Here is a 24,099-nt window from a genome sequence, read left to right as displayed (position 1 = left end):
GATTAAATCAAAAATAAAATTAGAGTAAAGTCGGAATTGGAATAAGAAGCAAAATAGGAGCATAATAAAAACAAAAAAAATGAGTGAAGTTATAGAAGCACCGGGTCTTGACGTAAGGATCTATAATAATAGACAGATTATGGGCGAGGCCGCAGCGGAGCTGGTAAGCGAAAAAATACGGGAAATACTTGAAGTGCAGGATTATGTAAATATAATATTTGCATCTGCACCTTCACAAAATGAATTTCTCGCCACACTCGCAACTAAAAGAGATATCGAATGGCAAAGGGTGAATGCGTTTCATATGGATGAATACCTGGGATTGCCAGGGAATGCTCCGCAGAATTTTGGTAATTTTCTTAAGTTGAGCCTTTTTTCCAAACTTCCTTTTCATTCAGTGAATTATATAGATGGTAACGCAAAAGACATACAGGATGAAATTTCACGTTACACAGGGCTGCTTAAACGCTACCCGGTTGATATAGTTTGTATGGGGATCGGTGAAAATGGCCATATAGCTTTTAATGATCCACATGTAGCTGATTTTGAAGACGACGCATTGGTTAAGCTTGTTGATTTGGATATGGCCAGCAGAATGCAACAGGTGAATGATAAATGTTTTGAATTTCTATCGCATGTACCACCCAGTGCAATTACCTTAACTATTCCTGCTTTAATGAAAGCCCGTTTTGTTTACTGTATCGTTCCCGGGAAAGCGAAAGCAAATGCCGTTTTCAATACTTTAAGAAAAGAGATTAGTGAAATACATCCTTCGACCATTATCCGGAACCATATGGGTGCGATATTATTTTTAGATAAGGAAAGCAGTACGTTTTTGTAGATTTGCTTTATGACAAAATGGAAATTCGGTATTATAGGCTCAGGTATGATTGCTGATTTTCATGCGAAAGCAATCTCGAGCCTGGCAAATGCCACAATTGCCGGGGTTTATGGTACGAATGCTGAGAAGACCCGGGCATTGGCGAATAAATACAGGTGTCCGCAGTTTTTAACCAGTGCGGAACTGCTATCAAGCCCGGATATAGATATCGTGACCATTGCTACGCCCAGTGGCGCACATTTGGCTCCCGCTATTGAAGCTGCCCGGAATGGTAAACATGTATTATGTGAGAAACCAATAGAAATAACACTGGAAAGGATTGATAAAATGATTGCCGCTCATGCAGAAGCGGGCACTTATCTTGGTGGCATTTTTAATTACCGGTACCATGACAGCGTACGTCATCTAAAGAGAGCCGTAGACTCAGGCCGCTTTGGCACAATTACGCATGCATCCATCCAGGTTCCCTGGTGGCGAAACGAAGACTACTACAAAGGAAGTTGGCATGGTACCTGGAAACTGGACGGTGGAGGTGCTTTGATGAACCAAGCCGTTCATATGGTTGATTTACTTCAGTACCTTATGGGACCTGTTGAATCTTTGCATGCATATATAGCTACTTTGGGACATGATATAGAAGTAGAAGATACTGCCACCGCTACCTTGCGATTTAAAAATAATGCTTTAGGTAATATCTATGGATCCACTGCTTCTTTCCCAGGCCAGTTCCGCCGGTTATTTATTACCGGCACAAAGGGAACTGTAACTATGTTGGACAACAGTTTTGAAAACTGGCAATTTGCAGAGGAGCAGGAAGATGATGCCGCAATACGAAAACAATTTGCAAACGTTGAGGGCGGCGGTGGCGCTTCAGATCCTAAAGCCATACCCTTTGAACCACATGCAAGAAATATCGGTGCCTTCATTGAGGCCATCGAACAAGGCAGGACTTTCGAAATTGATGGAACAGAAGCCAGGAAAGCCATTGAAATAGTCGAAGCTATCTATAAGTCTGCAAAAGAAAATAAGCACGTTAACATAGTCAATTCAAGGTAAAATACAACCCGCAGGATATTAAAATAATTTAGTAATCACAATCAAACAAAGGTTGAAGCGTTTGAAGCCTAAGCGCTTTAATGTGAAAAAATTTATAATCTTTCTTTCTGGTTTCCTTATATCCTCAGTTATATTTTCATTTGTTTCTTTTGATAATGGAGAACCGGTAAAAGTATGTTCATGGAACATCCGTGATTTTGGCAAGACTAAGAGTGACCAGGAGATTGCATTTATAGCCAATACACTTAGAGATTATGATATCATTTTGCTGCAGGAAGTTGTTGCTGGTTTTGGAGGAGCACAAGCAGTCGCCCGTTTAAATGATGAACTAAACCGGAAGGGAGCAAAATGGGATTACAGTGTCAGCGACCCTACTTATGGTGATTCTTATAAAACAGAACGCTATGCATATTTATGGAAACCTTCTAAAATAAAGAAAGTCGGATCCGCATGGCTGGAACAACATTACAAGTTGGAGATAGACAGGGAGCCATATTATGCCACCTTCAATAAAAGCGGTAAGGAGTTTACCCTTGTAAATTTTCACGCTATCACTAAATCAAAACAACCGGAAACAGAGGTAAGATATTTCAGGTTTTTGCCTGCCAGGTATCCTGATCTCAACCTCATATTTTGCGGTGACTTCAACCTCCCTCAAAGCCATACCGTGTTCAATCCTTTGAAGGGAATGGGATATTCACCTATTCTGCGAAACCAGAAAACCACAATCAAAAGGGAATATTTCAAGGGCGAGTGTCTTGCTTCTGAATTCGACAATGCTTTCTTTAATAAATCGAAGGTTATAACCAGGGATGCAAAGATGATCCCATTCTATCAGTCATTTTCCACATTGAAAGAAGCGCATATGATTTCAGACCATGCGCCTATATCTTTTGAATTGCTGTTAAATTAATTCTGCATAAGGTGTTCTTGTGGGTCTCATAATTGCCTGCAATAACTATGATAAACATAAACTTTACTCGAGATCGTACTTCTACTGCGCCTGGCAAGGGCTAATCCACTCAAGCATGACCAAGATTTTTAATGAGCTGGAAATTGGTAGATGTGTAGACTTAATACACTACCTAAAAAACTCGTCCAAAACAGTTAAAACGGTTTATTGATTGATTGTAAAATGCCATGGTTCCTTACCTGGCTTCGAAATTTGGTGTTGAAGCCTTCACCGAAGGCCTGCGGGACGAGTTAAGTGATTATGGCATTGAAATATTTGCGGAAAAGTTGCAAGTCAGATCAATTCCTTATTTTGATAGCTTTGGTAAACCTGGCGTTATTCAAACCCGGCCCGACGGCGTTAGGCTGTTAATATTTAAATTTTATTTTAGCTTCATGAAAAACGATATGAATAATCTGGGCTATGCCTTTTTGAGCAATGGCTAAATGGTCAGCTTTTGAAACGCTAAAGGTTGACTGCCAAAAACTGCCCTAATAATGGAGAAAGCTATAACATGATATTTGAATTTACTGCAAAACCAGATTTCGATTGCATCAAAGAGTTTGCACAGAAATTCAAAATCCCTATTCTCTATGATTGCCATACATTTCCGGTTGTCAGGGAAAGGGATCTATTTATTCCCTTGACTGACTTTAGATTTAATCCGTGAGAATAACACTTTTAACCTTTCAATAAATATAGTTCGCAGGAGAATATTCTATCTTTTTGGAAGTAAGGCAATTGTGATTTCAAGTATTGGTTTTTTTTAGCCTGAAATAGCTTTTAATATTGATATATTTGTTTCGCAGAATTACCTAAAGTCTATGAATCAGGATTTGCTGTTACGTCTTTTTCGATCTATTGATGGAGACCCTGACGATGACATCGTTTTGGTGGCAGAATCAATTATTGAGGATGAACGAAGAAAGGGACATGGTCGGCTGGCTGAGCGTTTAAAAGGTATTCTATCAAAGAACATTAAGGCAAATCAATCTATTAAAGGGGAATTAAGGAATATTTTCGGCAATTCGGTTTTGATTCCTACGGACAAAAGAAGTAATATTCCCTTGGCTATTCAGGTGCAAAGGGATTCTTTGCGTCACGAAATGATCTTGTCAAAAGATACTGAGGAAAAGATAGCACGGATTGAAAAGGAATTTTTGGCTCGGGAAAGATTGGCACATTTTGGACTTCAACCTAGAAGGCGCATTCTGTTTCATGGTTATCCTGGCTGCGGCAAAAGTATGAGTGCAGAACGCATAGCCTGGAATATTGGCTTACCATTTTTGAAAGTAAAGTTTGAAGCGATTGTATCTTCTTATTTGGGAGAATCCGCCAGTAATTTGTCAAAACTTTTTGAGTCTATTAAGACTTTTGCCTGCGTATTATTACTGGACGAATTCGATTTCATTGCAAAGTCAAGGGATGGTAAACACGATGTTGGTGAAATGCACCGTGTTGTTAATATTTTATTGAATGTTTTGGAGGATTTTTCCGGACCCGGATTGATTATCGCCACGACCAATCTCGAAGGTACCATCGACAAAGCAATTTTCAGAAGGTTTGATGATATTATTGAACTACCCAAACCCGGAAAGCCAGAAATACAACGTCTCTTAAAGTCGACTTTGGCATCAATGAAATGCGATAAAAATGTGACTTGGAGCATTGTGGCAGAACGGTTGGTAGGGTTTTCTTCGGCATTGGTTGTTAAAGTTGCAACAGACGCTGCAAAGTTTTCTGTAATCCAGGGTGATGGAGTAATCAGAAATGAATTCTTTGATCAATCGTTTTCTGAAAACCAGCTGTACAATAAATAATTAATGCCTGATTTTCCGCATTTAAATCTTAGACAGAAACTTGATGGCCGTTATAAATTTGCTGGCCGGGCATTTGAAAATACAATTGAGCCGCAAACTGAAGCTAATCTAAATAACCGTACGAATCATGGCACCCAATTGGCTATTGAGTCCAAAGCACTACTGCAAAATCATGCTGTTTTTTTGAAAGAAAGGGAACAGTTGGGATTGCAACCAGTTTTTGAAGCTAATATCGTGTCATTGCTTCTGCAGGTAGATCCCAAAGATTTTGATATTGAAGCATTAAAGGGTTTTGGTATTGAAATCATCTCAGAAGAGGAGAATGGATTTATTATTGGCGCAAATACAGATAACTTTCATTCACTAGGTGAAAAAATAGAACAGTTTATAAATGAACAAGGTAGGTCTAAAGACCAAGCCGCAAAACTTTGGCAAATTGTTCATGGTATCCAATGGCGGGTAGACTATATTTTATCAGAAAGCTTAAGAGAAAAATATATTGCCGGAATTCGCGACAATGATCAATTTGATGTTGACATTTCAATTGCCTGTTACTTAAAAGCACCTGAGCGTCCAGTTAGAGTTGAGGCTGAATCGGATGAAAACTTCAAACTAGCGCGATCCAAATACCAACAAAAGACCCCCCCTGGAATTAAACAAAAACCTTTCCGGCATCAACGTGTAGCCGAGACAGATAGCCAGTACGAGGTACGTCTTGACCGTTGGCGAAGCAATCTCCAAAGTGCGGAATTGGAAAGGGATGAAATAGCTAGTTCAAGGCAGGATTATCTTTCGAATTTCATTGTCAATATTTATGGTGGTCTGTTGCTTAGCAGCTTTATCGATCTAAGGGACAGCTTCGGGTTCCGAGCACGCATGTCTGGCCAGGCTTTAAAAGATCTGATTAGGGGATATGCTTATATTTTTGAAATCAGTGAAAGTGACCAGGTAGATGGAGGCGAACCGGTGAGTGAATTTGATAATCCGGAGGATATAGAGATTCTCCGCCCGGAAGATAATTCTCCCACTATTTGTGTCATTGATAGTGGTTTACAGGAGCAACATATCCTATTAGCGCCTGCGGTGCTAAGCGCATATTCCAGGAACTATGTTCCATATGAAAACACGACATCGGACCAAGTAACTGATGGAGGGCATGGCACAAAAGTGGCAGGCGCTATTCTATTTGGCAATGATATTCCTGGAAGTGGAAGCTTTCAGCCGCCCTGCTTTTTGGTGAATGCAAGAATCCTTGATACAGGAAACTTTCTTCCCCCTAGCTTGTATCCGCCTGAATTGATGGAACAGATTGCTGATGAATTTAGCAGCGTACGGATTTTTAATATGTCGATCGCATCAAGAGGGGCTTGCCGCACAATTCATATGTCTGCATGGGCCGCCACGATTGATAAATTAATTCATGAGCGGAAGATTTTATTTTTACTTGCGTGTGGAAATATAAGAAGTAGTACTGGCCAGCACCAAAGACCTGGAGTTGCTGATCACTTGCTGGCAGGGAGACAATATCCTGATTATTTATTGGAGCCGTCTTCAAGGGTTGCCAATCCTGCTCAAAGCTTTCTAGGGCTAACGGTGGGATCTGTTTGCGTTAATGAATTTGAAGACGTCGACCGGGCATCTTTTGGAAAACGCGGCTATGTCTCTTCATTCTCCCGGAGCGGACCCGGCATGTGGGGTTGTATAAAACCGGATGTGGTTGAATACGGCGGAGACTTTCTTCGGGAAAAAAACGGATTTTTAATTACCCAGCACAACACGACGTCTGCACACGTTGTCAAAACAGGGGCTAACAGGACTGGATTTGCGGTAGGCACATCCTTTGCGGCTCCAAAAGTTGGACACATTATTGCTCAATTAGCCAAAAAATTTCCTAATGACAGCACACTTTTATATAAGGCGCTTGTCATTCAGTCTGCAAGGTTGCCGGAACACGTATTTCATAATCCTAACGATGCAGCATTGCGTGTTTTAGGATATGGCATACCCGATATAGGCAGGGCTTTGGAAAGCAACCCATACAGGATAACTTTTGTTACAGAGGGTGTTGTATCAGCACAACAGGCCAATTTGTACTCGGTAAACATACCGAAGGAGCTCAGACGTGCTGGTAAAGACTTCGACATTCTGGTTGAAGTTACATTATCTTATACAGCTACACCCCGTCGAACAAGAAGACGGCTAAAGTCTTATTTTGGATCTTGGTTAACTTGGGAGACTTCCAAGCTTGGAGAAAATTTTCAAATCTTTTCTAGCAGGGTGCTTAAGAACATGAACGACCCTGACGAAGAACCAATTGATCCAAAATCTATACGGTGGACAATATCTACTTCTCCAGCTTACGGGCGAGTTGCTAATTTTAAACGACAGGATAGTGCAACTCAAAAAGATTGGACAATTTTAAAATCAAACATTTTACCTGAAGAATTATCCTTCGCTGTGGTGGGCCATAAAGGATGGGATAAAGATACGGTTCAGGAATTGCCATTCGCACTCGTTATCAGCTTAGAAGCAATCAGCAAAGAAAATGAGATTTACGAGTTGATTGAAATTTCTAATCGTATTGAGGTAGAAGCAGATGTTATCATTCCTATCAGAGAAGAACCGTTATGAAAATTATTAAATATGAATGCATAAAGCAAGGGAGCAGGGTCGATGGCTTAGACCGGTACCTATGGAGATATTAACCAATGCTCAAGATGGAATTAATTCGATTGTAGCAAAAGAGCCAGAAGCCTCAATAACTAAATATGCATTTGGTCAATTAGCGGCGGATAGTCTGAATGGAGGGTTAATTACAATGATTGCGGCGGATCCACAAGCAGGCTCGCATAGACGCTGGCCCAACAGGAAATTCACTCGGGTCGTTGACTCCCTCAAGGCCGTGGGTTTCTTCAACGGATTGCCGCGGTTGAACTTTTTCCGAATCGCTATCGACACCCGCTCCCTTTCAATTTTTTTAATTTACCATTTCTATTAGTCCTTCTAAAAGCAAAATTCCGCTCCTTATTTTCAATAAAACGCTTCTGTCTTCGCGGTCGCTTTTCGCGTATTGCTTATGAGCTCGTTAATTATCGCTGGGTCATAATGCGTGGGCTGCATAAATGCGTTGAAATAATAGTTTTATTTCTTCTTATATATACCTGAAAGAGATAACAGTGCAAGGGTGGTTTTTTTCTAATGATAATATGGTTGTCTGAAAAATAAAACAAATTCTTTCATCACTTTATGATTTTAAGTTAATTCTACTTTGTCAAATTCTTAAATATAGTTGCTTCTTTAGCAAACCCTTACCTGGCGGTTGCTTGGTAATGATTTCATTCAGAAAGTCTTCCAGAGTGGTTTTCACAAAACCGAGTACATTTTTTAAACTTTTGAGCACATCTTGTGATGTCAGCCACAGATTTGATTGTTGGTAATGATATGTTTTTCCTGGTTTAGGAACAGCTGTCCAAGCATGATCATTGCCATATGTTTATGCCAGCTTTCTTCGCTGCGGGTTTGGTATTCGTTCAGTCCTAATTCTTTTTTTCCTTCACGAAACGCTTTCTCTACAAAGTACCTTTTGCTTTGGCGATAAGCAAGTTCCCGGATGTCGCAATGCGAACAGTGACATAAACTATATTTAATGGTGCCGTCTTTATCGGCTCGTATTAATAAAGTAAGTTGTTGTCTTCGGCCAGTGAGTGGATTTAATATATAAACAGGTCTGGCATGAAACCATGCTTTCAATTTTCTTAATCCGCTCTGATGTCTTATTACCAGATATTTCCAATCGTTGTCTTTAAGCATACTGCTATATTGTTTTATGCTTACCGACGCTTTATTGGGTTTTGCAAACACATGTTTTCTACCTCGCTTTCCTGGTTCATTCTTTGGGACTCTCATTTGAAATGCCTCTAACCAAATACTCAAATTATCCGGAACATCGGCTACAAAATCCAGCTCCTGTATCAAGTCGGCCAGCAGCGCTGCATCCCTTCCATAAAAAGCATCAAAACATACCCACCTAACTTTTACATCTAACTGTTTAGTGACATGAGTAATGATTTGTTTTGCCTGGTCAATTTTGCTGCCACTATCACTTGTTCCCGATAATTTGGCCTGTACTAAATTTACCAGCGAGCCTCCACATAAAGCTCCAAAAACGCCAACCTGGCAATTATCGATTTTACCGCTTTGGCCACAGTATTGACGCTTTACCGCCGCTGAATGTTTGCCCTTTTTTGGATTACCCGATTCATCAATAATCAGACAAGTATCGTCAGCCAGATTAAGGGTGTTCAACTGCTGCGCAAAACTGACGGTTACGACGTCCATTACACGCTCACAGTTCCACCTGGAAGCTGTGATGAAATGATGAAGATTTTGAGAGTTCGATTGCTGCAGTTCTTCGGCCATCATCTGACAATTGCGTCGACGACAGAGTAATAATCCTTTGAGATAAATCAGCGCATTGAAGGAAACGTTGCGGGTAAGTGTCTTAAACAAACTTTCAAAGCCGGAAAGAAAACTCAATAAACGGCTCTCTACGAGCCGAAAATTATATATTTTCGTCCCATAATTTTTTTTATTTACACCCCGTGGGATTCTACTCGTGGGGTGTTGCTTTTTTCTTACCGCTAATTTACGCGAATTCCTTTTGTGATAAGCGTTTCGTCCCTAAAAAAAATCAAAGAACTAATTTGACAAAGTAGAGTTAAACTGTTTTCATAATAATCACAAGGAGGCCGGCGTTTGTACACTAATAGCAAACTTTCTATAAGATTAATAAATACAACTTAAAGGGTATTGGCGATCTTTTAATAAGTTCTAGCTTTATCTGCCCCTTACAAAACGAAACCTCTTCCATAAATAAATCCGTAGTAACCAGCCACCGACCATCGTATACACTGTGATTGCAGGAGGCACTGCGATTGCAGAGGCCAGCGTCACATTTCTTAAATCAATCAAATCTATAAAAGTAGTTGCTATGCCAGGACCCGCATTACATCACATGATTGCCAACAGGCTGAGACAAAACATCAATAACGGCACAGGACTTGGTCCCATGGCCGATTATCTTAATCTTCAAAAATTACTCCAGGACAAAAAGAATCATCCCTACCTGTTCCTGGGTTGCCAGGGACCGGATTTTCTTTTCTTTAATACTAAGGACTGGCCCGCCGGAATTGGTGATGCTGTGGAATTATATTACGAAGTATATGATGCCTTTGAAGATTTTAAAAAGGCATTACTTGACCTGGTACCGCAACCTGTTCTTGATGCCCTTGAGGCGGTAGGTGCTGCTGCCGACGAAGTAGTTCAGAATTCGTCAACCCTCACTGAGTTACAGCAACTGTTTGGTGATATGCAGGCAGTTGTTGATGGATTGATGGCGAATGTTACTGAATGGATAAAGAAGTTTGTGTCTGACTTTGATGTTTACAGTGTACTCGAACATCCTTACAGGGATGGACAAGCGAAGAATGCCTGGTGGTGGTTCGATGTGATGCATTATCGTAAAACAGCCCGTTTTGCAAAAGCCCTGCTTGATGCCGCGCCTGCTGATTCCCCGCTTCATTTATATGCCACGGGTTATCTTACCCATGTAACGGCAGATACTGTTGGTCATGCCTATGTAAATATCAATGATGGTGGCCCTTATCGTAATCAGTCTGCACGTCATAAAACGGGAGAGAATTACCAGGATGTTTTTAATCACCTGAATCATACTACAGAAGACTGGAACCGTTCGAAGACGCATGTGAATTATAATTTTAATTTTGACGGAACTGTATCTGATCCCGGCGATGAGGATGAAATACCCAATGCCAATTCGCATATGCCGGCCGATCTGGCCCAACTTATAGTAGATACTATCAATAAAATCTATAAAAACGGGGATGCTGATGACAACGAATATGGAAAGAACATCACCACCACTGATGTAAATAATGCTTACCGGCTATATTACAAATGGTTTAGAAGTTCCACCGATACAGGTACCCTGCCAAAGCCGGTGCCCTATTCGTTGTCGGCTGAATTAGAAGAAGTGTGGGATACTGCCATGGATAACCTGGGTGACATAGGAGACTGGCTCGAAGATGCTATTGATAACGCCGGCAGTTTTAGTTTCCTGGATATTTTGTTGGCACTTGCCGCCCTCGTGGCTGCCGCTGTGGCCGCGGCTGCTGCGCTTATTGATGCAGTACTTGGCGCAATTACAACTCTCACGGTAGCGGGTATACGCGCTGCGGCCTGCCTGATTTATGAGCAGCTGTATAATGCTTTCCAAAACTTCCGGCTGGCTGTTTCATTAAACGGTCTTGCGTACCCAATGCAGGAGCACCTGGATGAACCCAGATTCGGCCAGTTTAAGAATACATCATTCCCTGATCCAAATGGAGTTGTGGCAGGTGATCTGAAAAATATGTTGCCAAAAATGAATGTGATTCTGCCATCCGGCGGCTTCCTTGCAGACCTTTACCATCGCGAGAAACACCTGGCTTATCCACCCGGAGCAACACCAAGCGAACCAGGTTCCGTGATGGGAGCCCCTGATTCGTATTTTGATAAAACTTCTTTATGGTATGCGTTCGGGGACATACCATTGAACCAACAATTTATAGACGAGCTGGCTACCCTTTCGGGCAATGAAGATGAATTCAGGGCGATTATTCGAAAACAAATTGCTGCAAAAAAATCACCTACTCTTGGGAATGCCCTTATGCTTACGGAAGAAATTTATGATCGCTGGAAAAACGGCTCAAAAATTCCCGACTTCAACCTTGATGCCGACCGCGGCTATGCCTATACATGCTGGACACAACGCTCTAACGATCGTGAAGAACCGAAAGAACTAGAACAGCATCGTCAACAGGAAAGCGGCCAGCCCATCACACCGGTGGAGTTGCAGTTTATAGCTCCATAGTATACAACTGAAAATCATCATTATAAATTCCAGGACAAACCGTCCATATAGTCACCGATATAATTACCTATACAAATATTATCATGTCCGAAAATAGTAAAAAGCTCCAGGCCCTCATAGCCGAACTCAATAAACGTCGCGACGCCTATACTCCTGGTGGAGTAACAGCCATAGGCGAATTGTACAAATCTGTTTCCCGTAAGCAGCGTCGTCCTCAAATATTTAACGATAGCTCATTTCTTTTCATCCGGACTTATGACGGGGATCTGGGGAACCGGCCTTTGCCCTCTATGAATTTCTGGAACACACCTGATATCAGCTTTACCCCGATTACTGGTACAACCCCAATAGTAACAAACCAACTCCAGGCCGGTGCTACCTACCGGGTGAGATGTAAATTGTATAACCGCGGTGATGTAACAGTGCCTTATCCGAAGGTTGAGTTTTATCTCACCGATCCAAGCCTTGGATTTGACACCCGGTTTGCAACTGCTATAGGGGTTACCCAGATGGATGGTTTGCTACTTGCTAATGGCATCGGTGAAGCAGATTTCATCTACCGCGTGCCACCGGAAGAAGCTGGTCATAAATGCTTTTTCGCCAGGACATTTTCTTTTAGTCCGCTCGATAAACCACATGATATTTTTGCTCTTGATCCTGTAACTGACCGGCATACAGGTCAGAAAAATCTGAACATCGTAGGCCAGGCCGCAAACTATAATTTCAACCTGGTCCATATGCCAAACACCGACGAGGTAATTCAGTTTTTACCGGTAGCCATGAAAGATATTATTGGGCTTGGTGAACAGGCATTGGGCAAATTCACTTTCAAAGAAGATGCTTCAGCCGCATTATTTACCCGTGGCGAGATAAAAGTATTGACTGAAAAACGCGAGCTTACTATGAAAAGGGGGCGGGTCGGTTTTGCAGTAATTTCGAAGGGAGAGGGGCCAGACATTCACGAACAAGCAAAAATTACAAGGGCTTACACAAATGCTATTGCTGAGATAGGTGCCGGTAAAGCAAGACCCTCAAAATTCAAAGAATTGTTTGCGCAGAAGCGAAAAATGAGTGCGTTTATGCAGCAAACTAAATTGAGTATCCAGGTTCCGCAATTTGGTCTTAAGCCCGGCGAAGCCATTGCAGTTAATATTGTGAATACAAATACCAGCACAGGTATTGTTAAGGGTGGGATTACGGTGATTGTTACAGGGTAGGGATAGCGCTTATTGTTGCAGGGCAGGGCTTGAGTAAAACGCTTCCCGGATCGCTATCAAAACGCGCTCACCTTCATTTTCATCAGGTAGCTCGGGCAAGTCACTTTCATTATAAAGTTGCTCAATGTGCCTGATCTTTGCTTCTACCATTTCCATTAATTCTTCAAATTGAAATGCTCCGCTCCTGATTTTCAACAAAAATTCACGGTCGTGCCGATGAACCCTGATTTCCTTGAACTGCGCAATTTCCCCTGCCATTGCTAATAAACGAAAAGTATGCATCATATGTTTGGCATCATAGTTCTGGCCATGTTTTTGGGTCTCCACGAACCTGGTGTCATTCCGGTTTGCCAGCCATTCCTGGTATTCCCGGTATTCCCGGCAGTGAACAGAATATGCATCTTTATTGAAATGAAGAATACCAGTTGGTATGAGATCTTCCGGAATACTGCTTAACTGAACATCGTTTGATTCGGGACCGGAGATAATACCTCTTAGTAAAACCGGTTCGGGAAACTGATCGTTGATAAAAATCAAATAGCTGTCCCTGAAATGTGGAAGTTTTGAAAGACCGCAATCTTGCTGGTTTATCTGCTGAAACCTTAACCAGTCCGCTAAAGGCATCGTTTTAGCATCTTTATATCCAGCATCCTCATATCTGGCATCATTATAGATCCAGCAGAAATCAAGCACTGATTTCCGCTCCAGTTCTATTGGGCGATTAATTTTCTTATTTAAGCCCTTCGCCTTTTTTATCTGCGTTTGTGCATAACCGGCAAAACTGTCTTTACAAAGCTTTGAAAGAAATCTATCGGGATGGATTAAACTAATTAATGGATGCCTGTATACAATAGTATCGGAAGGAGATGCTAACAACTCAAGAATATTTGGATTGTTCTTACACAAAAGTTCAACAAACCTGCCTACTTCATAAAAGACTTCATCGTTTGTTTCATTTGCCACCTGTTCCGTATATCTTAAGCCATATAACTCATGTTGTGGCAGCACATATATCCCTTTATAATCAGTGTCCGAACCCGGCTGATCTAAATTATAAGCTTTGCTTCCGCTGATACATTTAAGTAGCAGATGTTGCGGCTCGTTTTGAAGACGTTCATAAGTCATATCCGATATGTTTCGTGAAGATGCCATCGAGCTCTTCGGTTTCATTCCTGAGTGGTAAAAAAATGCCAGATAACACTTTCAATTCTGACAGCTTTTCGGTCATCCAATTTTGCAGGATACTCACATGATTTATCATTTCTTTTTCAGTGGATGCTTTTTTAAGTTCCAGCAGTTTATCAACCTCAGTATGGAATTTACTATCTGTTACTAAGGTTCTCAATTGACCAAACTCCATTGGCGGCGTTTCCTTATTTTGTATAATCCATTGAGCCGCCAGTAACGATCTGAGTGCATAAAAATATTTCTTTAATTTTACCTGTTCTGAATTCATGTCATTTTCAATAACATTGGTTGCCATTGATAGATAGTGATGTGACCCGGCTCTTGGTGAAAAATATTTATTTTTCAGGCTTAAAAGTTCCTGTTTTAATCCATGGGTGTCCATATATACGATAGGTGATTGTAGCCATTCGTAAAATGGACCATTTGATTTCAGATAAAGTCTGAGTGCTTTCCTAAGGTCCCATCCTCCGATATCCAGCAATTCGTTTATAGGTAGATCGATCACAGAATGTGCATCATTTATCCTGAGGTATTCCCTGGGGTTTCTGCTGTATATAAACCGAACATCAAAATCGCTGTCAGGAGATGCGAAGCCCCAGGCTCTTGAGCCCGATTCGCAGGCATATAAAATCTTTACCCGGCAGTCGGTTTCGATTTTTAATAATTGTTCAAGTATTATTTCCCGCATTGTGTAATGATATTGAATTATCAGTGAGTTTACAACAATGTTTCCTGCATCAATGAGTGCTCTATTAAAACAGGAGAGCAGAAGCCATTGCTGATGCTGATTGCTCTTTTATTTTGGATTCAAAGAAGCAAATAAACATCATAGCAAAAAAATTTGCCAATCCGCATTTCATAAAAATTATATAAATCGTTGCTGCTTTCACGTGAATTTTTTGAGTTAAGCAAGAAATATTGAATTTTTGATTCAGGGTTCTGCCGTTTACTAAAACAGCTAACCGAAAGCCCTGGTCGCACACCTGAGTTTTAAAAAACAAATAAGTTTATATGTTATACCCTGGGTGTGTTCTTAATCGCGTGATTGCAATATTGTTTTTCTTAATTCTATTAGTGGTTACAGGATGCCAGAGAGAAAGATCTTTTGAAACAACTGCTGCAGGAAATAGTAATCTATCCGTAAATAAAAGCGGAGCCGGGATTGTAAATGTAACCGCTACCGGTTCAGTATCCGGAACATCTAAATTATTCTTGTACCCGCCGGCGGACATTGTTCAGATGCGGTTACACATGGCAGTTATATAGCACGAAAGGCCCTTGCGCTAACGAGCTTTGTGGTATTAACAGTAGAAGTTACGCTGCCCGGGACCTGGACCTGCAATACCAGCACGGTAAAAAGTTTTAAATTTGGTAACTCAGGTAATTTTACCACCACCGGCAAGCAACAGGTTATTCTTATTGCAACCGGAACTCCAAATTCAAATGGTATTGCTGAGTTCCCATTGTCGATCGGTACTGCAAACTGTACTTTTAAAGTCGCAGTAAAAGCTGCGGATGAGTCAGGTCCAGGCGCTGTGGGTGTATACTATTATAAAGCAACGATAGGTGGTGAGAATTATTTTGAAGCCGTGACTGATCCGGGTGATTTCGAAGCTGGTTCGGGACTTGCCGGAGATGATGAGGTCTCCATTAACGCTGCAATCTATCATACTGCGGACCCGATGCCTTTAGGAGTAACCGCTTTCGGCGTTACAAAGGGAATGATGCCTGGATATCTGAAGTCCACTGATGCTCAATTCAAGGCATTTTTTACCCCGGGAACATATCCATATACCAGGCCTGATAATAAAAATGGCATTGATATTGGCTGGAGAGATAAGATGGGCCGTAGTTGGCGCAGTACACACGATTCTGCCAGGCAACCTGCAACAAGCAGTTTTAAGTTCATAAGTGTTGAAGATAACTATGATGTGATTGGTACTTATTGTGTAAAGGTCAGGATGCAGTTCAATTGTACTTTATTCAGGGATGGTACAGATGTGCAGTTGGAAATAAGGAATGGAGAATTTGTGGGATTGTTTAAAAAGATTTAAACTTCAAATTTTATTGAAATAAAGTTTATTCTTCAAATATTTCCAGCATTCAAATTTATCTATCAAGCCCGCATTCAGCAGAAAATCATTGGTAAATGCCTTCCTGGTAGCTTCGGAAAGTAACTCGGGCCTGGATTCTATCCAGTCATTTACTTTATCGTCGGTAACCAGCATTGATTGAAATAAAAAGGTTCAACTGTTTATTTTTATTTTACGAAGAGGAGTACTGTCATTGTCGCCAGGCATTATTTTGAAAAAGCATCACATAGTAATAATGTTCATTGCTTCAACAGAAGGCCATTGCTCAGGTCTCTTCAAGCCAATTAAAGACTTATCAATTTGGTAATAATTGCCTTTGCCATTTAATATCGCTCACCACCTACTTTTGCTTTTTCAAATACTTCTGTTCCAGTTTATCAAATCAAGGGTTGCCTCACCTGCCTATATAACAATACAAACCAAAACTTTGACCAGATATTCACAATACAGTGACCGGGAATTAGTGAGAATGCTTAAAAATAGTGATGAATCGGCGTTTACTGAATTGTATGACCGTTATTGGAAGAAGATATACTTCATAGGAGCAAATAAATTAAATGACCTGACCGCGGTTGAAGAATCAGTACAGGATATTTTCTGCGATCTGTGGGAGCGCCGCTTAAGTCTGGAGCTGAAAGGCGAGATAAGCGCTTATTTAGCAGTAGCCATCAAATATAAAGTAATAAATATACTGGCAAGGAGAAAGCGTGCAACAGAATATGAGAAGCAAATGCTTGCCACGCTTCCCCAAGGAGTAAATTCAACTGAAGAGTGGTTAAGCTTCGAAGAATTGAAGGACAGACTTGCAATATTAATAGAACAACTTCCCGAAAAAGCACGTTTGGCATTCAGGCTAAACAAAGACGAGGGTTGCTCTCATAAGGAAATAGCTTCAGTAATGAATATTTCTTCCAAGGCAGTAGAACGCAATATAGCTCGTGCCGTTCAAACGTTGGCTACAGGTTTAATAGGCATACTCACGGTTTCCCTTCATATCCCTTATGCTCTTGACGCTTTATTTTTTTTTTAAAATAAAGGGGGATTTGGTTTATTTGATTGACTATAGTAGCAAAGGATAAATTATCAACGACCAGGAAAATACAAAGCGACACCAGGAACTAGCTGAAAAGTGGCTAAACGGAACGATAAATGTAGACGAAGCACAGGAGTATGCTGATTGGTATAATAGTCTTCCGGAACTACCTGTACAAATACCCCAGGCGTTAGCTACTTCGGAGGCGGAATTGCGTAAAAAGCTGCTGGACCGTATCATTGAGAGAAACAAACAAAAAGAAACTGTCCATCAAATACCTGTTCGCAAAACGCGCTGGCTTGAATATGCCGCAACACTGTTAATATTGTTTACCGTCGGCGCTTTTATATTTATAAATAACAAGAAGCCTTCGGAAAAAATTCCGGATAAGACTGCGATCAGCCTGACTGACGTGCCACCCGGTAGTAATAAAGCGGTACTCACCCTGTCTAATGGCTTAACGATAGATCTCGACGATGCAAAGAACGGTAGCTTGGGCACGCAGGGAAATTCAAAAATAATTAAGGTTGCTGAGGGACAGGTCAGTTACACCAACCATGGTGCCAGGGACGATGTGAACGAATACAACACTATGACAACTCCGAGAGGAGGCCAGTATCGTCTTCAGCTACCCGATGGTACACTGGTTTGGCTGAACGCCGCGTCATCCATCACATTCCCTGTTAGTTTTTCTAACGATACCCGAAGAGTATCGATTACAGGAGAAGCCTATTTTGAAGTTGCAAGGGATATATCAAAACCATTTATTGTTGCCATTAATGATCAAACCGAGGTCAGGGTTTTGGGAACTCATTTCAATATCAGCTCCTACAAGGATGAACCCCTTATCAATACCACATTGATAGAAGGAAGTATCCGGATAATTCATGCCAGGTCATCTGAAATTTTGGTTGCCGGCCAACAGGCCTCCATCAGTGCTAACAGCAAGATTAAGATCATCAATGACGCGAATATTGAAGAAGTGCTGGCCTGGAAAAATGGTTTTTTTCACTTCGAAGGCACAAGCCTGGAAGTTGTAATGAGACAATTGTCGAGGTGGTATGATACCGAAGTTATTTTCGAAGGCGATGTGCCCGATATAGAGCTTGTAGGAAATATTTCAAGAAATATAAATGCATCCGGGGTGTTAAAGATGCTGGCCTTTACCGGCGTTCGATTCCGGATTGAAAACAAGAAGATCATAGTGATGTCTAAATAAAAAACCGCTACAGGATTGCGCCCCGCAGCGGAAGAGTTTAGGATCACCGAATCAGTAATTTTTTGCGAAATGTACAATTATCGTTTAACCCAAACCTCTTCAAAATTATGGAATTAAAGGCTATTAATCGCCAACCTCCGACTTTCAAGTACCGGTTATCTACAAAAACATTGCTGATTATGAAAATGACGGGGTTATTGCTTATCGTGGGCTTTCTACATGTCAGTGCGGGAACGTTGGCGCAGCAAATTTCAATGAAAGTAAAAAATGCTTCTCTTGAAAATGTCTTAAAGCAAATCAAAGTTCAATCAAATTTGCAATTCCTGTATGACAAGCAGTTGATGAAAAATACATTGCCCGTAACCGTTGACGTGAAAAATGCCTCCATTGAAGCAGTCCTGGATATGTGTTTTGTTAATCAACCGCTTGCCTGGAAAATCATAGAGAATACCGTCGTCATCGGGCAGAAACAGGACACCGGCAGACTTGTCAAATCTATTCCTGCAGTACTTCCCATCAGTATCAGGGGACGCGTAATGAATAGCAAAAATGAGCCGTTGGATGGTGCTACCGTCGCAGTTAAGGGAACTAATAAAATAACTTCAACTGACGCAAACGGAAATTTTTTAATCAATGCTGAAGACAATAGCATCTTGCAGGTCTCTGCTGTTGGTTTTGCAAGTCAGGACATTCAAATCAACGGCAGTACTATTATTAATGTTCAATTAGTGGAAGCTACTTCAGATCTCGACAAAGTAGTAGTAGTCGGTTACGGAACAAGAAGTAAGAGAGACCTAACCTCTTCCATAGGACAGGTTAAAGGGGAAGCATTGAGGGGCCAACCAATAGCCAGTTTTGACCAGGGTCTCGCGGGCCGGATACCTGGGGTGGATATCTCACAATCCAACGGTGCACCGGGAGGAGCAGTTTCAATTAACATCAGGGGAATATCTTCAATTAGTGGCGGAAATGGTCCGCTGATAGTTGTGGATGGCGTACCGATCTCCTCCAGCCTCGGTGATCGCTTTTCACAAGGACAATCATCAAACTCAACCTTCGACGCTCCTTATGTTGTTAACCCGTTAAGCACGATCAATCCCGATGATATTGAGTCGGTAGAAGTACTTAAAGACGCCGCTTCCGCAGCCATATATGGCTCAAGGGGATCGAATGGCGTGGTCCTTATCACGACCAAAAAAGGCAAAAAAGGTGAGAAGGCGCAAATTAATTTCAGTGCTTACGCAGGGGTTCAGCAGGTCACTAAAAAAATTGATGTGATGAACGCACAGCAGTTTGCCGAGTATACCAAACGTACAAGAGATCTGGCCTGGGTATTTAAGGATCCGGCAAACAATTCACCAGACGACCCATTAAATATCAGGGGGCCGCAGGAAAGATATCCAAGTTATTTGCTTCCATATCTGAACGGTGAAACAGGGTTGACGGATACCGACTGGCAGGATGAGATATTCAGGAATGCACCTACGCAGAATTACGAAATATCAGCCGGCGGAGGAACAGGCAAAACCAGGTATTACGTTTCGGGGAATTACATGAACCAGCAGGGAATAGTTGTGAATTCCGGGATGAAACGATATAGCGGAAGAATAAATTTCGAAACCAATCTGACCAATTCCGTAAGGATCGGCGCAAATTTGAATCCATCCTATTCATCGCATAAAATAGTGCAAACAGAAAAAAATCATGGTAAGGAAGGTGTGATCATCATAGGTCTTATGTATCATCCAAACCTTCCTGTAAGAAATGCTGATGGCAGTTTGGCGCTCGGTGGAATGCTGAACACACAACGATCAGGAGAATCAAATGTTGCAACCATAGAAAATCCCGTAGCGCTGGCCGAAATGATTGATAACACTCTTGCGCATTCAAGGTTGTTGGGAAATACATTTCTCGAGGTGGACATTTTAAAGAACCTCACATTTAAAACTTCTTTGGGATTAGATATCAATTATATGGACCGCTTCTTTTACCGGCCCAAGGTTTTGAACTCTGCCGCTGAGCCTGCACCAACTTCGACAATGAACTATGCGTTCACAAATAATTCTTCAACATTTAACATATTGTCGGAAAACACGCTGGTTTATGATAAGTCCATCAACGATCATAAATTCAATGGCTTATTGGGATTTACCAGTCAGAAAGAGGTCAACTCGCGTCAGTACCTGGAAGGACGCAATTTTCCTAATGATAATGTGACCACTTTGAACGGAGCAAGCAGCACGAATGGGTATTCGGAAAAAAGAGAATGGTCGCTTCTTTCCTATTTCGGGCGCTTGTCTTATTCCTTCGATGATAAATACCTGTTTACAACATCTGTAAGAAGAGACGGCTCATCAAGGTTTGGCAAGAACAGCAAGTGGGGATGGTTTCCGTCATTCTCAGGCGGCTGGAGAATTTCTTCAGAACCGTTTTTTCCGAAGCTTTCTGCTGTAAGCGATCTGAAGCTGAGAGCGAGTTATGGCCTTACAGGCAATACTGATATTCCTTATTACGGAGGCACAGCTTTGTTGGGAGCTACCAATTATCCTTTAGGAAATAATGGCCAGAACGGCCTGTCGCCCGTCACCTCACCCAATGCTGACCTGTCGTGGGAAACCACCAGGACAATAGATGTAGGGCTCGACATTGGACTTTTTGGAGGCAAGGTAAATTTTACAGCTGATTATTATAAGTCGAACACCAACGACCTTTTATTGGATGTAAAAGTGCCGGGCTCTTCCGGTTTCAGCAATTCTTTACGCAATATCGGAGAAATTGAAAATAAGGGATTTGAATTTATGATTTCGACGGATCAGCGCATAACCTCCAACCTGACCTGGTCAGGCAATTTTAATTTTTCCACGAACAGGAACAAGGTTATCTCATTAGGCCCTGGCCAGGAACAATTCCTTGCAAGCGGTGGATTAACGGAACCTGCATTCATTGTTCGTGTAGGTGAACCCATCGGTTCGTATTTTGGATACAAGGTATTGGGAACATTTCAAACACGTGAACAATTTGATAACACACCACATCTGCAGGGAGTGAACCAGGACGTAGGCGATTTTATATATGCCGATGTTAATAATGATAAAGTGGTGAATGCTGATGATAGGGTGATTCTTGGTGACAACAATCCCGATTTTACCTGGGGGTTCAATAGTACCCTCAGGTTCAGGAGCTTTGATCTTGGTTTCAATATCCAGGCTAAACAGGGCAATGAAATGTTCAATGCAATGCACAGGTATCTTGCTGAAACATGGGGCAACAATTTAGCCGTCTATCTGAACGAAGATGCACCCCGCCCTGTTTGGGGAGTAGGTTCACAAAGCCATACAAGACCATCAAGTTGGCATGTAGAAGACGGATCATTCGTAAGGGTAAGGAATCTTTCTCTTGGGTATTCTTTCCCATCCAGGTTATTAAAGAGCGTGCACGGTGCCTCTGCCCGGATATACTTATCAGCGCTAAACCCATTTACATGGACCAGTTATTCAGGATATAACCCTGAAGTATCAAGCAATTTCGGTGATGCTATAAGAGCAGGAGAGGAGTTCGGAAATTACCCCGTTGCCAGGTCCTTCATAGCAGGGATTAATATATCATTTTGATTTATTCAAAGAATTAAATAATGAAAAAGCTATATACTCTTATAATCATAGCAGCATGCACAGGCTGCAGTAAAGACTTTATAAACCTGGTGCCAATTTCGGATCAAAGCATTGAAGCATTCTATAAAACAGAAACGGACATTGCGCAGGCAGTGATCGGCACTTACGATGGGCTTCAGGGTTTGTATTCGGGAAACTTCGCTTATTTCATGGAAGTTCCATCAGATAATTCTTATAATAGCAACACTACCGGCAACGGGGGAGCCAATGCTGATTTTGATAATTTTACGCTCGCCTCCAGTAATTTTATTTTGAACGATACCTGGAATGGTTGCTACAGGGATATCCAGCGATGCAATATTATTCTGAACAGAATTGATGCAGTTACGATGAACGATGGCATCAAAGAGAACAGGAAGGGTGAAGTTAAATTCATCAGGGCGTTATTGTATTTCAACATGGTAAGAATATGGGGAGATGTTCCATTGATCGTTGATGAGATCGATGATCCGTTCGAAGCCTTTGTTCATCAGAGAGATCCCGTTGATAAGGTGTACACCCAGATCATTACTGATCTTGAAGACGCGATTGCAGCGCTTCCTGTTAAATGGAGCGGGGCAAACGATATAGGACGTGCTACCAAAGGTTCCGCCAGAACGCTTCTTGGAAAAGTGTATTTAACAAGAAAAGATTTTGTAAAAGCCAATGCAGAATTGGCAAATATCATCAGTTCAGGAACATATAAGCTGGTGCCTGATTTTGCAAAGGTGTTTGGTGTGGAAAATGAAAATAATATTGAATCGATTTTCGAGATCCAGTATAAAAGTGATGCGTTTGGAGAGGGAGGAGGAGATGGTGGTCTGTTTTCTTCAGGGGACGGTAATAACTGGCCATCAGCTAATATGCTGAAATTATTTGTCAACAATAGTGACAAAAGATTTGATGCATCAGTAGATACAACTTTCAATTCTCCAAAGTTTGCAAAACAAAAAGCCGTCAGGGGCGCTGATGGATCTTTCGGTTCTAATGTTGTTGTACTCAGGTATGCTGATGTTTTGCTGATGGCAGCCGAAGCCCTTAATGAGATCGGTTATAACAATGGCAATGCATTTAATTACCTGAATCAGGTAAGGCAAAGGGCAGGTGCATCCGTTTATGATCAGTCTACTTTACCCGATCAGAAAAGTTTCCGCACTGCAATTGAACTTGAAAGAAGACTGGAACTAACATTTGAAAATCACAGGTGGTTCGACCTGCTAAGGACCGGAAGGGCTCTTGAAGTAATGTCCACAGCCGTAGGAGGCTCTGCATTTGTCCTGGATATCAAGCCGCATCATTTATTGTTCCCGATCCCGTTGGAACAAGTTGATGCAAGCGCCGGCAAAATTATTCAGAACCAGGGCTACAAGTAAAAACTGAAAATCAAAATGAAATATTCATATTTAACTATTCTCTCCGTTCTGGTCTCGTTATTGTGCCTGGGGCAAACTACCGGAAATGAGAAACCGAAATTTGGAACTCCGCCAGAAAAAAGCAGGGATTCTTTTCACGGGCAGGCTGTTGTGGGGCCCCAGGAAGATGGCAGCTATATTGTCGGTACATCACAAATAATCGATCCGGTTGGGTATACGCAGACTTTCCCCGGACGACCTGTGGATATTGCATTAAATTCTGAAGGAACGATAATGGCCGTGAAAAACATGTCAGGTATAGTATTCTTCAACGTAAAAACGCGTTCAATAATACAGACGCTTGAACTACCGAAAGGTGTAGGCAATTCTTATAATGGAATAGGCTGGGGGGCGGGCGATAAGAAAGTCTGGACTACCGATTCCAAAGGTTTTCTCCGTTCTGCAAGTCAAAAAAATGGAAGTTCATTTAATTGGGATGATGCAATAGAACTTCCCGCTATCGCCTTTAAGGAAGAGGCATTTTTTGACCGGGTACAAAAAGGGTCATATCCCGGAGGGTTTGCGATTGACAATAAGAATGAGATCATTTATGTGGCCCTGAATCGAAATAACGAAATAGGCATAGTTAATTTAAAGACGGGGAAACTTGAAAGGAAAATTCCAGTCGGGATTGCACCTTACTCAGTAGTTCTTAAACAGAACAAGGCTTATGTTACCAACTGGGGT

Annotated in this window: 19 protein-coding genes; 15 read left to right on the top strand and 4 right to left on the bottom strand. The window is 41.6% G+C overall.

Annotation, left to right across the window (positions count from 1 at the left end):
• Window positions 1–79: 79 nt before the first annotated feature.
• The 7 genes from VK664_RS06320 (at window position 80) to VK664_RS06290 (ending at window position 7,667) form a co-directional block, all read left to right on the top strand.
• Complete coding sequence (locus VK664_RS06320) at window positions 80–841, top strand: 6-phosphogluconolactonase (RefSeq protein ID WP_461397781.1); 762 nt, start codon at window positions 80–82, stop codon at window positions 839–841.
• Window positions 842–850: 9 nt separating this feature from the next.
• Window positions 851–1,897, top strand: coding sequence for a Gfo/Idh/MocA family protein (locus tag VK664_RS06315; protein WP_461397780.1), 1,047 nt, complete (start codon window positions 851–853; stop codon window positions 1,895–1,897).
• A gap of 82 nt (window positions 1,898–1,979) precedes the next feature.
• Window positions 1,980–2,810 carry an endonuclease/exonuclease/phosphatase family protein gene (locus VK664_RS06310; RefSeq protein WP_461397779.1) on the top strand — a complete coding sequence of 277 codons (831 nt, stop codon included), beginning with the start codon at window positions 1,980–1,982 and terminating at the stop codon, window positions 2,808–2,810.
• Window positions 2,811–3,037: 227 nt separating this feature from the next.
• Window positions 3,038–3,295: a hypothetical protein gene (locus VK664_RS06305; protein WP_461397778.1), complete on the top strand. Its 258-nt coding sequence runs from the start codon at window positions 3,038–3,040 to the stop codon at window positions 3,293–3,295.
• Between the two features lie 378 nt (window positions 3,296–3,673).
• Window positions 3,674–4,669 carry an AAA family ATPase gene (locus VK664_RS06300; protein WP_461397777.1) on the top strand — a complete coding sequence of 332 codons (996 nt, stop codon included), beginning with the start codon at window positions 3,674–3,676 and terminating at the stop codon, window positions 4,667–4,669.
• A gap of 3 nt (window positions 4,670–4,672) precedes the next feature.
• Window positions 4,673–7,300: a S8 family peptidase gene (locus VK664_RS06295; RefSeq protein ID WP_461397776.1), complete on the top strand. Its 2,628-nt coding sequence runs from the start codon at window positions 4,673–4,675 to the stop codon at window positions 7,298–7,300.
• Between the two features lie 61 nt (window positions 7,301–7,361).
• A complete protein-coding gene (locus tag VK664_RS06290; protein WP_461397775.1) occupies window positions 7,362–7,667 on the top strand; it encodes a hypothetical protein in 306 nt (101 codons plus the stop codon).
• Between the two features lie 413 nt (window positions 7,668–8,080).
• On the opposite strand, the gene VK664_RS06285 is transcribed toward VK664_RS06290, so the two are convergent.
• Window positions 8,081–9,178 carry an IS701 family transposase gene (locus VK664_RS06285; RefSeq protein WP_461397774.1) on the bottom strand — a complete coding sequence of 366 codons (1,098 nt, stop codon included), beginning with the start codon at window positions 9,176–9,178 and terminating at the stop codon, window positions 8,081–8,083.
• 481 nt (window positions 9,179–9,659) lie between these two features.
• On the opposite strand from VK664_RS06285, the gene VK664_RS06280 reads away from it, so the two are divergent.
• Entirely contained in the window at window positions 9,660–11,600 is a 1,941-nt protein-coding gene (locus VK664_RS06280; protein ID WP_461397773.1) for a hypothetical protein, read from the top strand.
• Window positions 11,601–11,683: 83 nt separating this feature from the next.
• Window positions 11,684–12,817 carry a hypothetical protein gene (locus tag VK664_RS06275; protein WP_461397772.1) on the top strand — a complete coding sequence of 378 codons (1,134 nt, stop codon included), beginning with the start codon at window positions 11,684–11,686 and terminating at the stop codon, window positions 12,815–12,817.
• A 9-nt stretch (window positions 12,818–12,826) separates the two neighbouring features.
• On the opposite strand, the gene VK664_RS06270 is transcribed toward VK664_RS06275, so the two are convergent.
• Together VK664_RS06270 and VK664_RS06265 are read right to left on the bottom strand one after the other, a co-directional pair.
• On the bottom strand, window positions 12,827–13,987 hold the full coding sequence (locus VK664_RS06270; protein WP_461397771.1) for a DNA polymerase beta superfamily protein: 1,161 nt from the start codon (window positions 13,985–13,987) through the stop codon (window positions 12,827–12,829).
• Window positions 13,932–14,693, bottom strand: coding sequence for a nucleotidyltransferase domain-containing protein (locus VK664_RS06265; RefSeq protein ID WP_461397770.1), 762 nt, complete (start codon window positions 14,691–14,693; stop codon window positions 13,932–13,934). Before VK664_RS06265 ends, VK664_RS06270 begins: the two co-directional genes overlap by 56 nt.
• A gap of 607 nt (window positions 14,694–15,300) precedes the next feature.
• Between VK664_RS06265 and VK664_RS06260 the strand changes: the two genes are divergently transcribed.
• Complete coding sequence (locus tag VK664_RS06260) at window positions 15,301–16,059, top strand: hypothetical protein (RefSeq protein WP_461397769.1); 759 nt, start codon at window positions 15,301–15,303, stop codon at window positions 16,057–16,059.
• 3 nt (window positions 16,060–16,062) lie between these two features.
• Here the strand turns inward: VK664_RS06260 and VK664_RS06255 are convergent, their stop codons facing one another.
• On the bottom strand, window positions 16,063–16,233 hold the full coding sequence (locus VK664_RS06255; RefSeq protein WP_461397768.1) for a hypothetical protein: 171 nt from the start codon (window positions 16,231–16,233) through the stop codon (window positions 16,063–16,065).
• Window positions 16,234–16,525: 292 nt separating this feature from the next.
• On the opposite strand from VK664_RS06255, the gene VK664_RS06250 reads away from it, so the two are divergent.
• The 5 genes from VK664_RS06250 to VK664_RS06230 all read left to right on the top strand — a co-directional run.
• Window positions 16,526–17,128, top strand: a complete 603-nt coding sequence (locus VK664_RS06250) for an RNA polymerase sigma factor (RefSeq protein WP_461397767.1) — start codon at window positions 16,526–16,528, stop codon at window positions 17,126–17,128.
• 214 nt (window positions 17,129–17,342) lie between these two features.
• Window positions 17,343–18,350: a FecR family protein gene (locus VK664_RS06245; protein WP_461397766.1), complete on the top strand. Its 1,008-nt coding sequence runs from the start codon at window positions 17,343–17,345 to the stop codon at window positions 18,348–18,350.
• Window positions 18,351–18,529: 179 nt separating this feature from the next.
• On the top strand, window positions 18,530–21,961 hold the full coding sequence (locus tag VK664_RS06240) for a TonB-dependent receptor (protein WP_461397765.1): 3,432 nt from the start codon (window positions 18,530–18,532) through the stop codon (window positions 21,959–21,961).
• A 20-nt stretch (window positions 21,962–21,981) separates the two neighbouring features.
• Entirely contained in the window at window positions 21,982–23,373 is a 1,392-nt protein-coding gene (locus VK664_RS06235) for a RagB/SusD family nutrient uptake outer membrane protein (RefSeq protein WP_461397764.1), read from the top strand.
• 15 nt (window positions 23,374–23,388) lie between these two features.
• A partial coding sequence (locus VK664_RS06230; protein ID WP_461397763.1) for a hypothetical protein occupies window positions 23,389–24,099 on the top strand: 711 nt, incomplete at its 3' end.

It is taken from the genome of Flavitalea sp. (assembly GCF_035489435.1).
Classification (GTDB): domain Bacteria; phylum Bacteroidota; class Bacteroidia; order Chitinophagales; family Chitinophagaceae; genus DATHKG01.
This window is presented reverse-complemented; position numbering and strand designations above follow the sequence as displayed.

Excerpts from the sequence above, each read along its gene's own strand:
- VK664_RS06320 (WP_461397781.1), top strand. The coding sequence starts at position 80 with ATGAGTGAAGTTATAGAAGCACCGGGTCTTGACGTAAGGATCTATAAT.
- VK664_RS06315 (WP_461397780.1), top strand. The coding sequence starts at position 851 with ATGACAAAATGGAAATTCGGTATTATAGGCTCAGGTATGATTGCTGAT.
- VK664_RS06305 (WP_461397778.1), top strand. The coding sequence starts at position 3,038 with ATGGTTCCTTACCTGGCTTCGAAATTTGGTGTTGAAGCCTTCACCGAA.
- VK664_RS06300 (WP_461397777.1), top strand. The coding sequence starts at position 3,674 with ATGAATCAGGATTTGCTGTTACGTCTTTTTCGATCTATTGATGGAGAC.
- VK664_RS06295 (WP_461397776.1), top strand. The coding sequence starts at position 4,673 with ATGCCTGATTTTCCGCATTTAAATCTTAGACAGAAACTTGATGGCCGT.
- VK664_RS06290 (WP_461397775.1), top strand. The coding sequence starts at position 7,362 with ATGGAGATATTAACCAATGCTCAAGATGGAATTAATTCGATTGTAGCA.
- VK664_RS06280 (WP_461397773.1), top strand. The coding sequence starts at position 9,660 with ATGCCAGGACCCGCATTACATCACATGATTGCCAACAGGCTGAGACAA.
- VK664_RS06275 (WP_461397772.1), top strand. The coding sequence starts at position 11,684 with ATGTCCGAAAATAGTAAAAAGCTCCAGGCCCTCATAGCCGAACTCAAT.
- VK664_RS06270 (WP_461397771.1), bottom strand. The coding sequence starts at position 13,987 with ATGAAACCGAAGAGCTCGATGGCATCTTCACGAAACATATCGGATATG.
- VK664_RS06265 (WP_461397770.1), bottom strand. The coding sequence starts at position 14,693 with ATGCGGGAAATAATACTTGAACAATTATTAAAAATCGAAACCGACTGC.
- VK664_RS06255 (WP_461397768.1), bottom strand. The coding sequence starts at position 16,233 with ATGCTGGTTACCGACGATAAAGTAAATGACTGGATAGAATCCAGGCCC.
- VK664_RS06240 (WP_461397765.1), top strand. The coding sequence starts at position 18,530 with ATGAAAATGACGGGGTTATTGCTTATCGTGGGCTTTCTACATGTCAGT.
- VK664_RS06235 (WP_461397764.1), top strand. The coding sequence starts at position 21,982 with ATGAAAAAGCTATATACTCTTATAATCATAGCAGCATGCACAGGCTGC.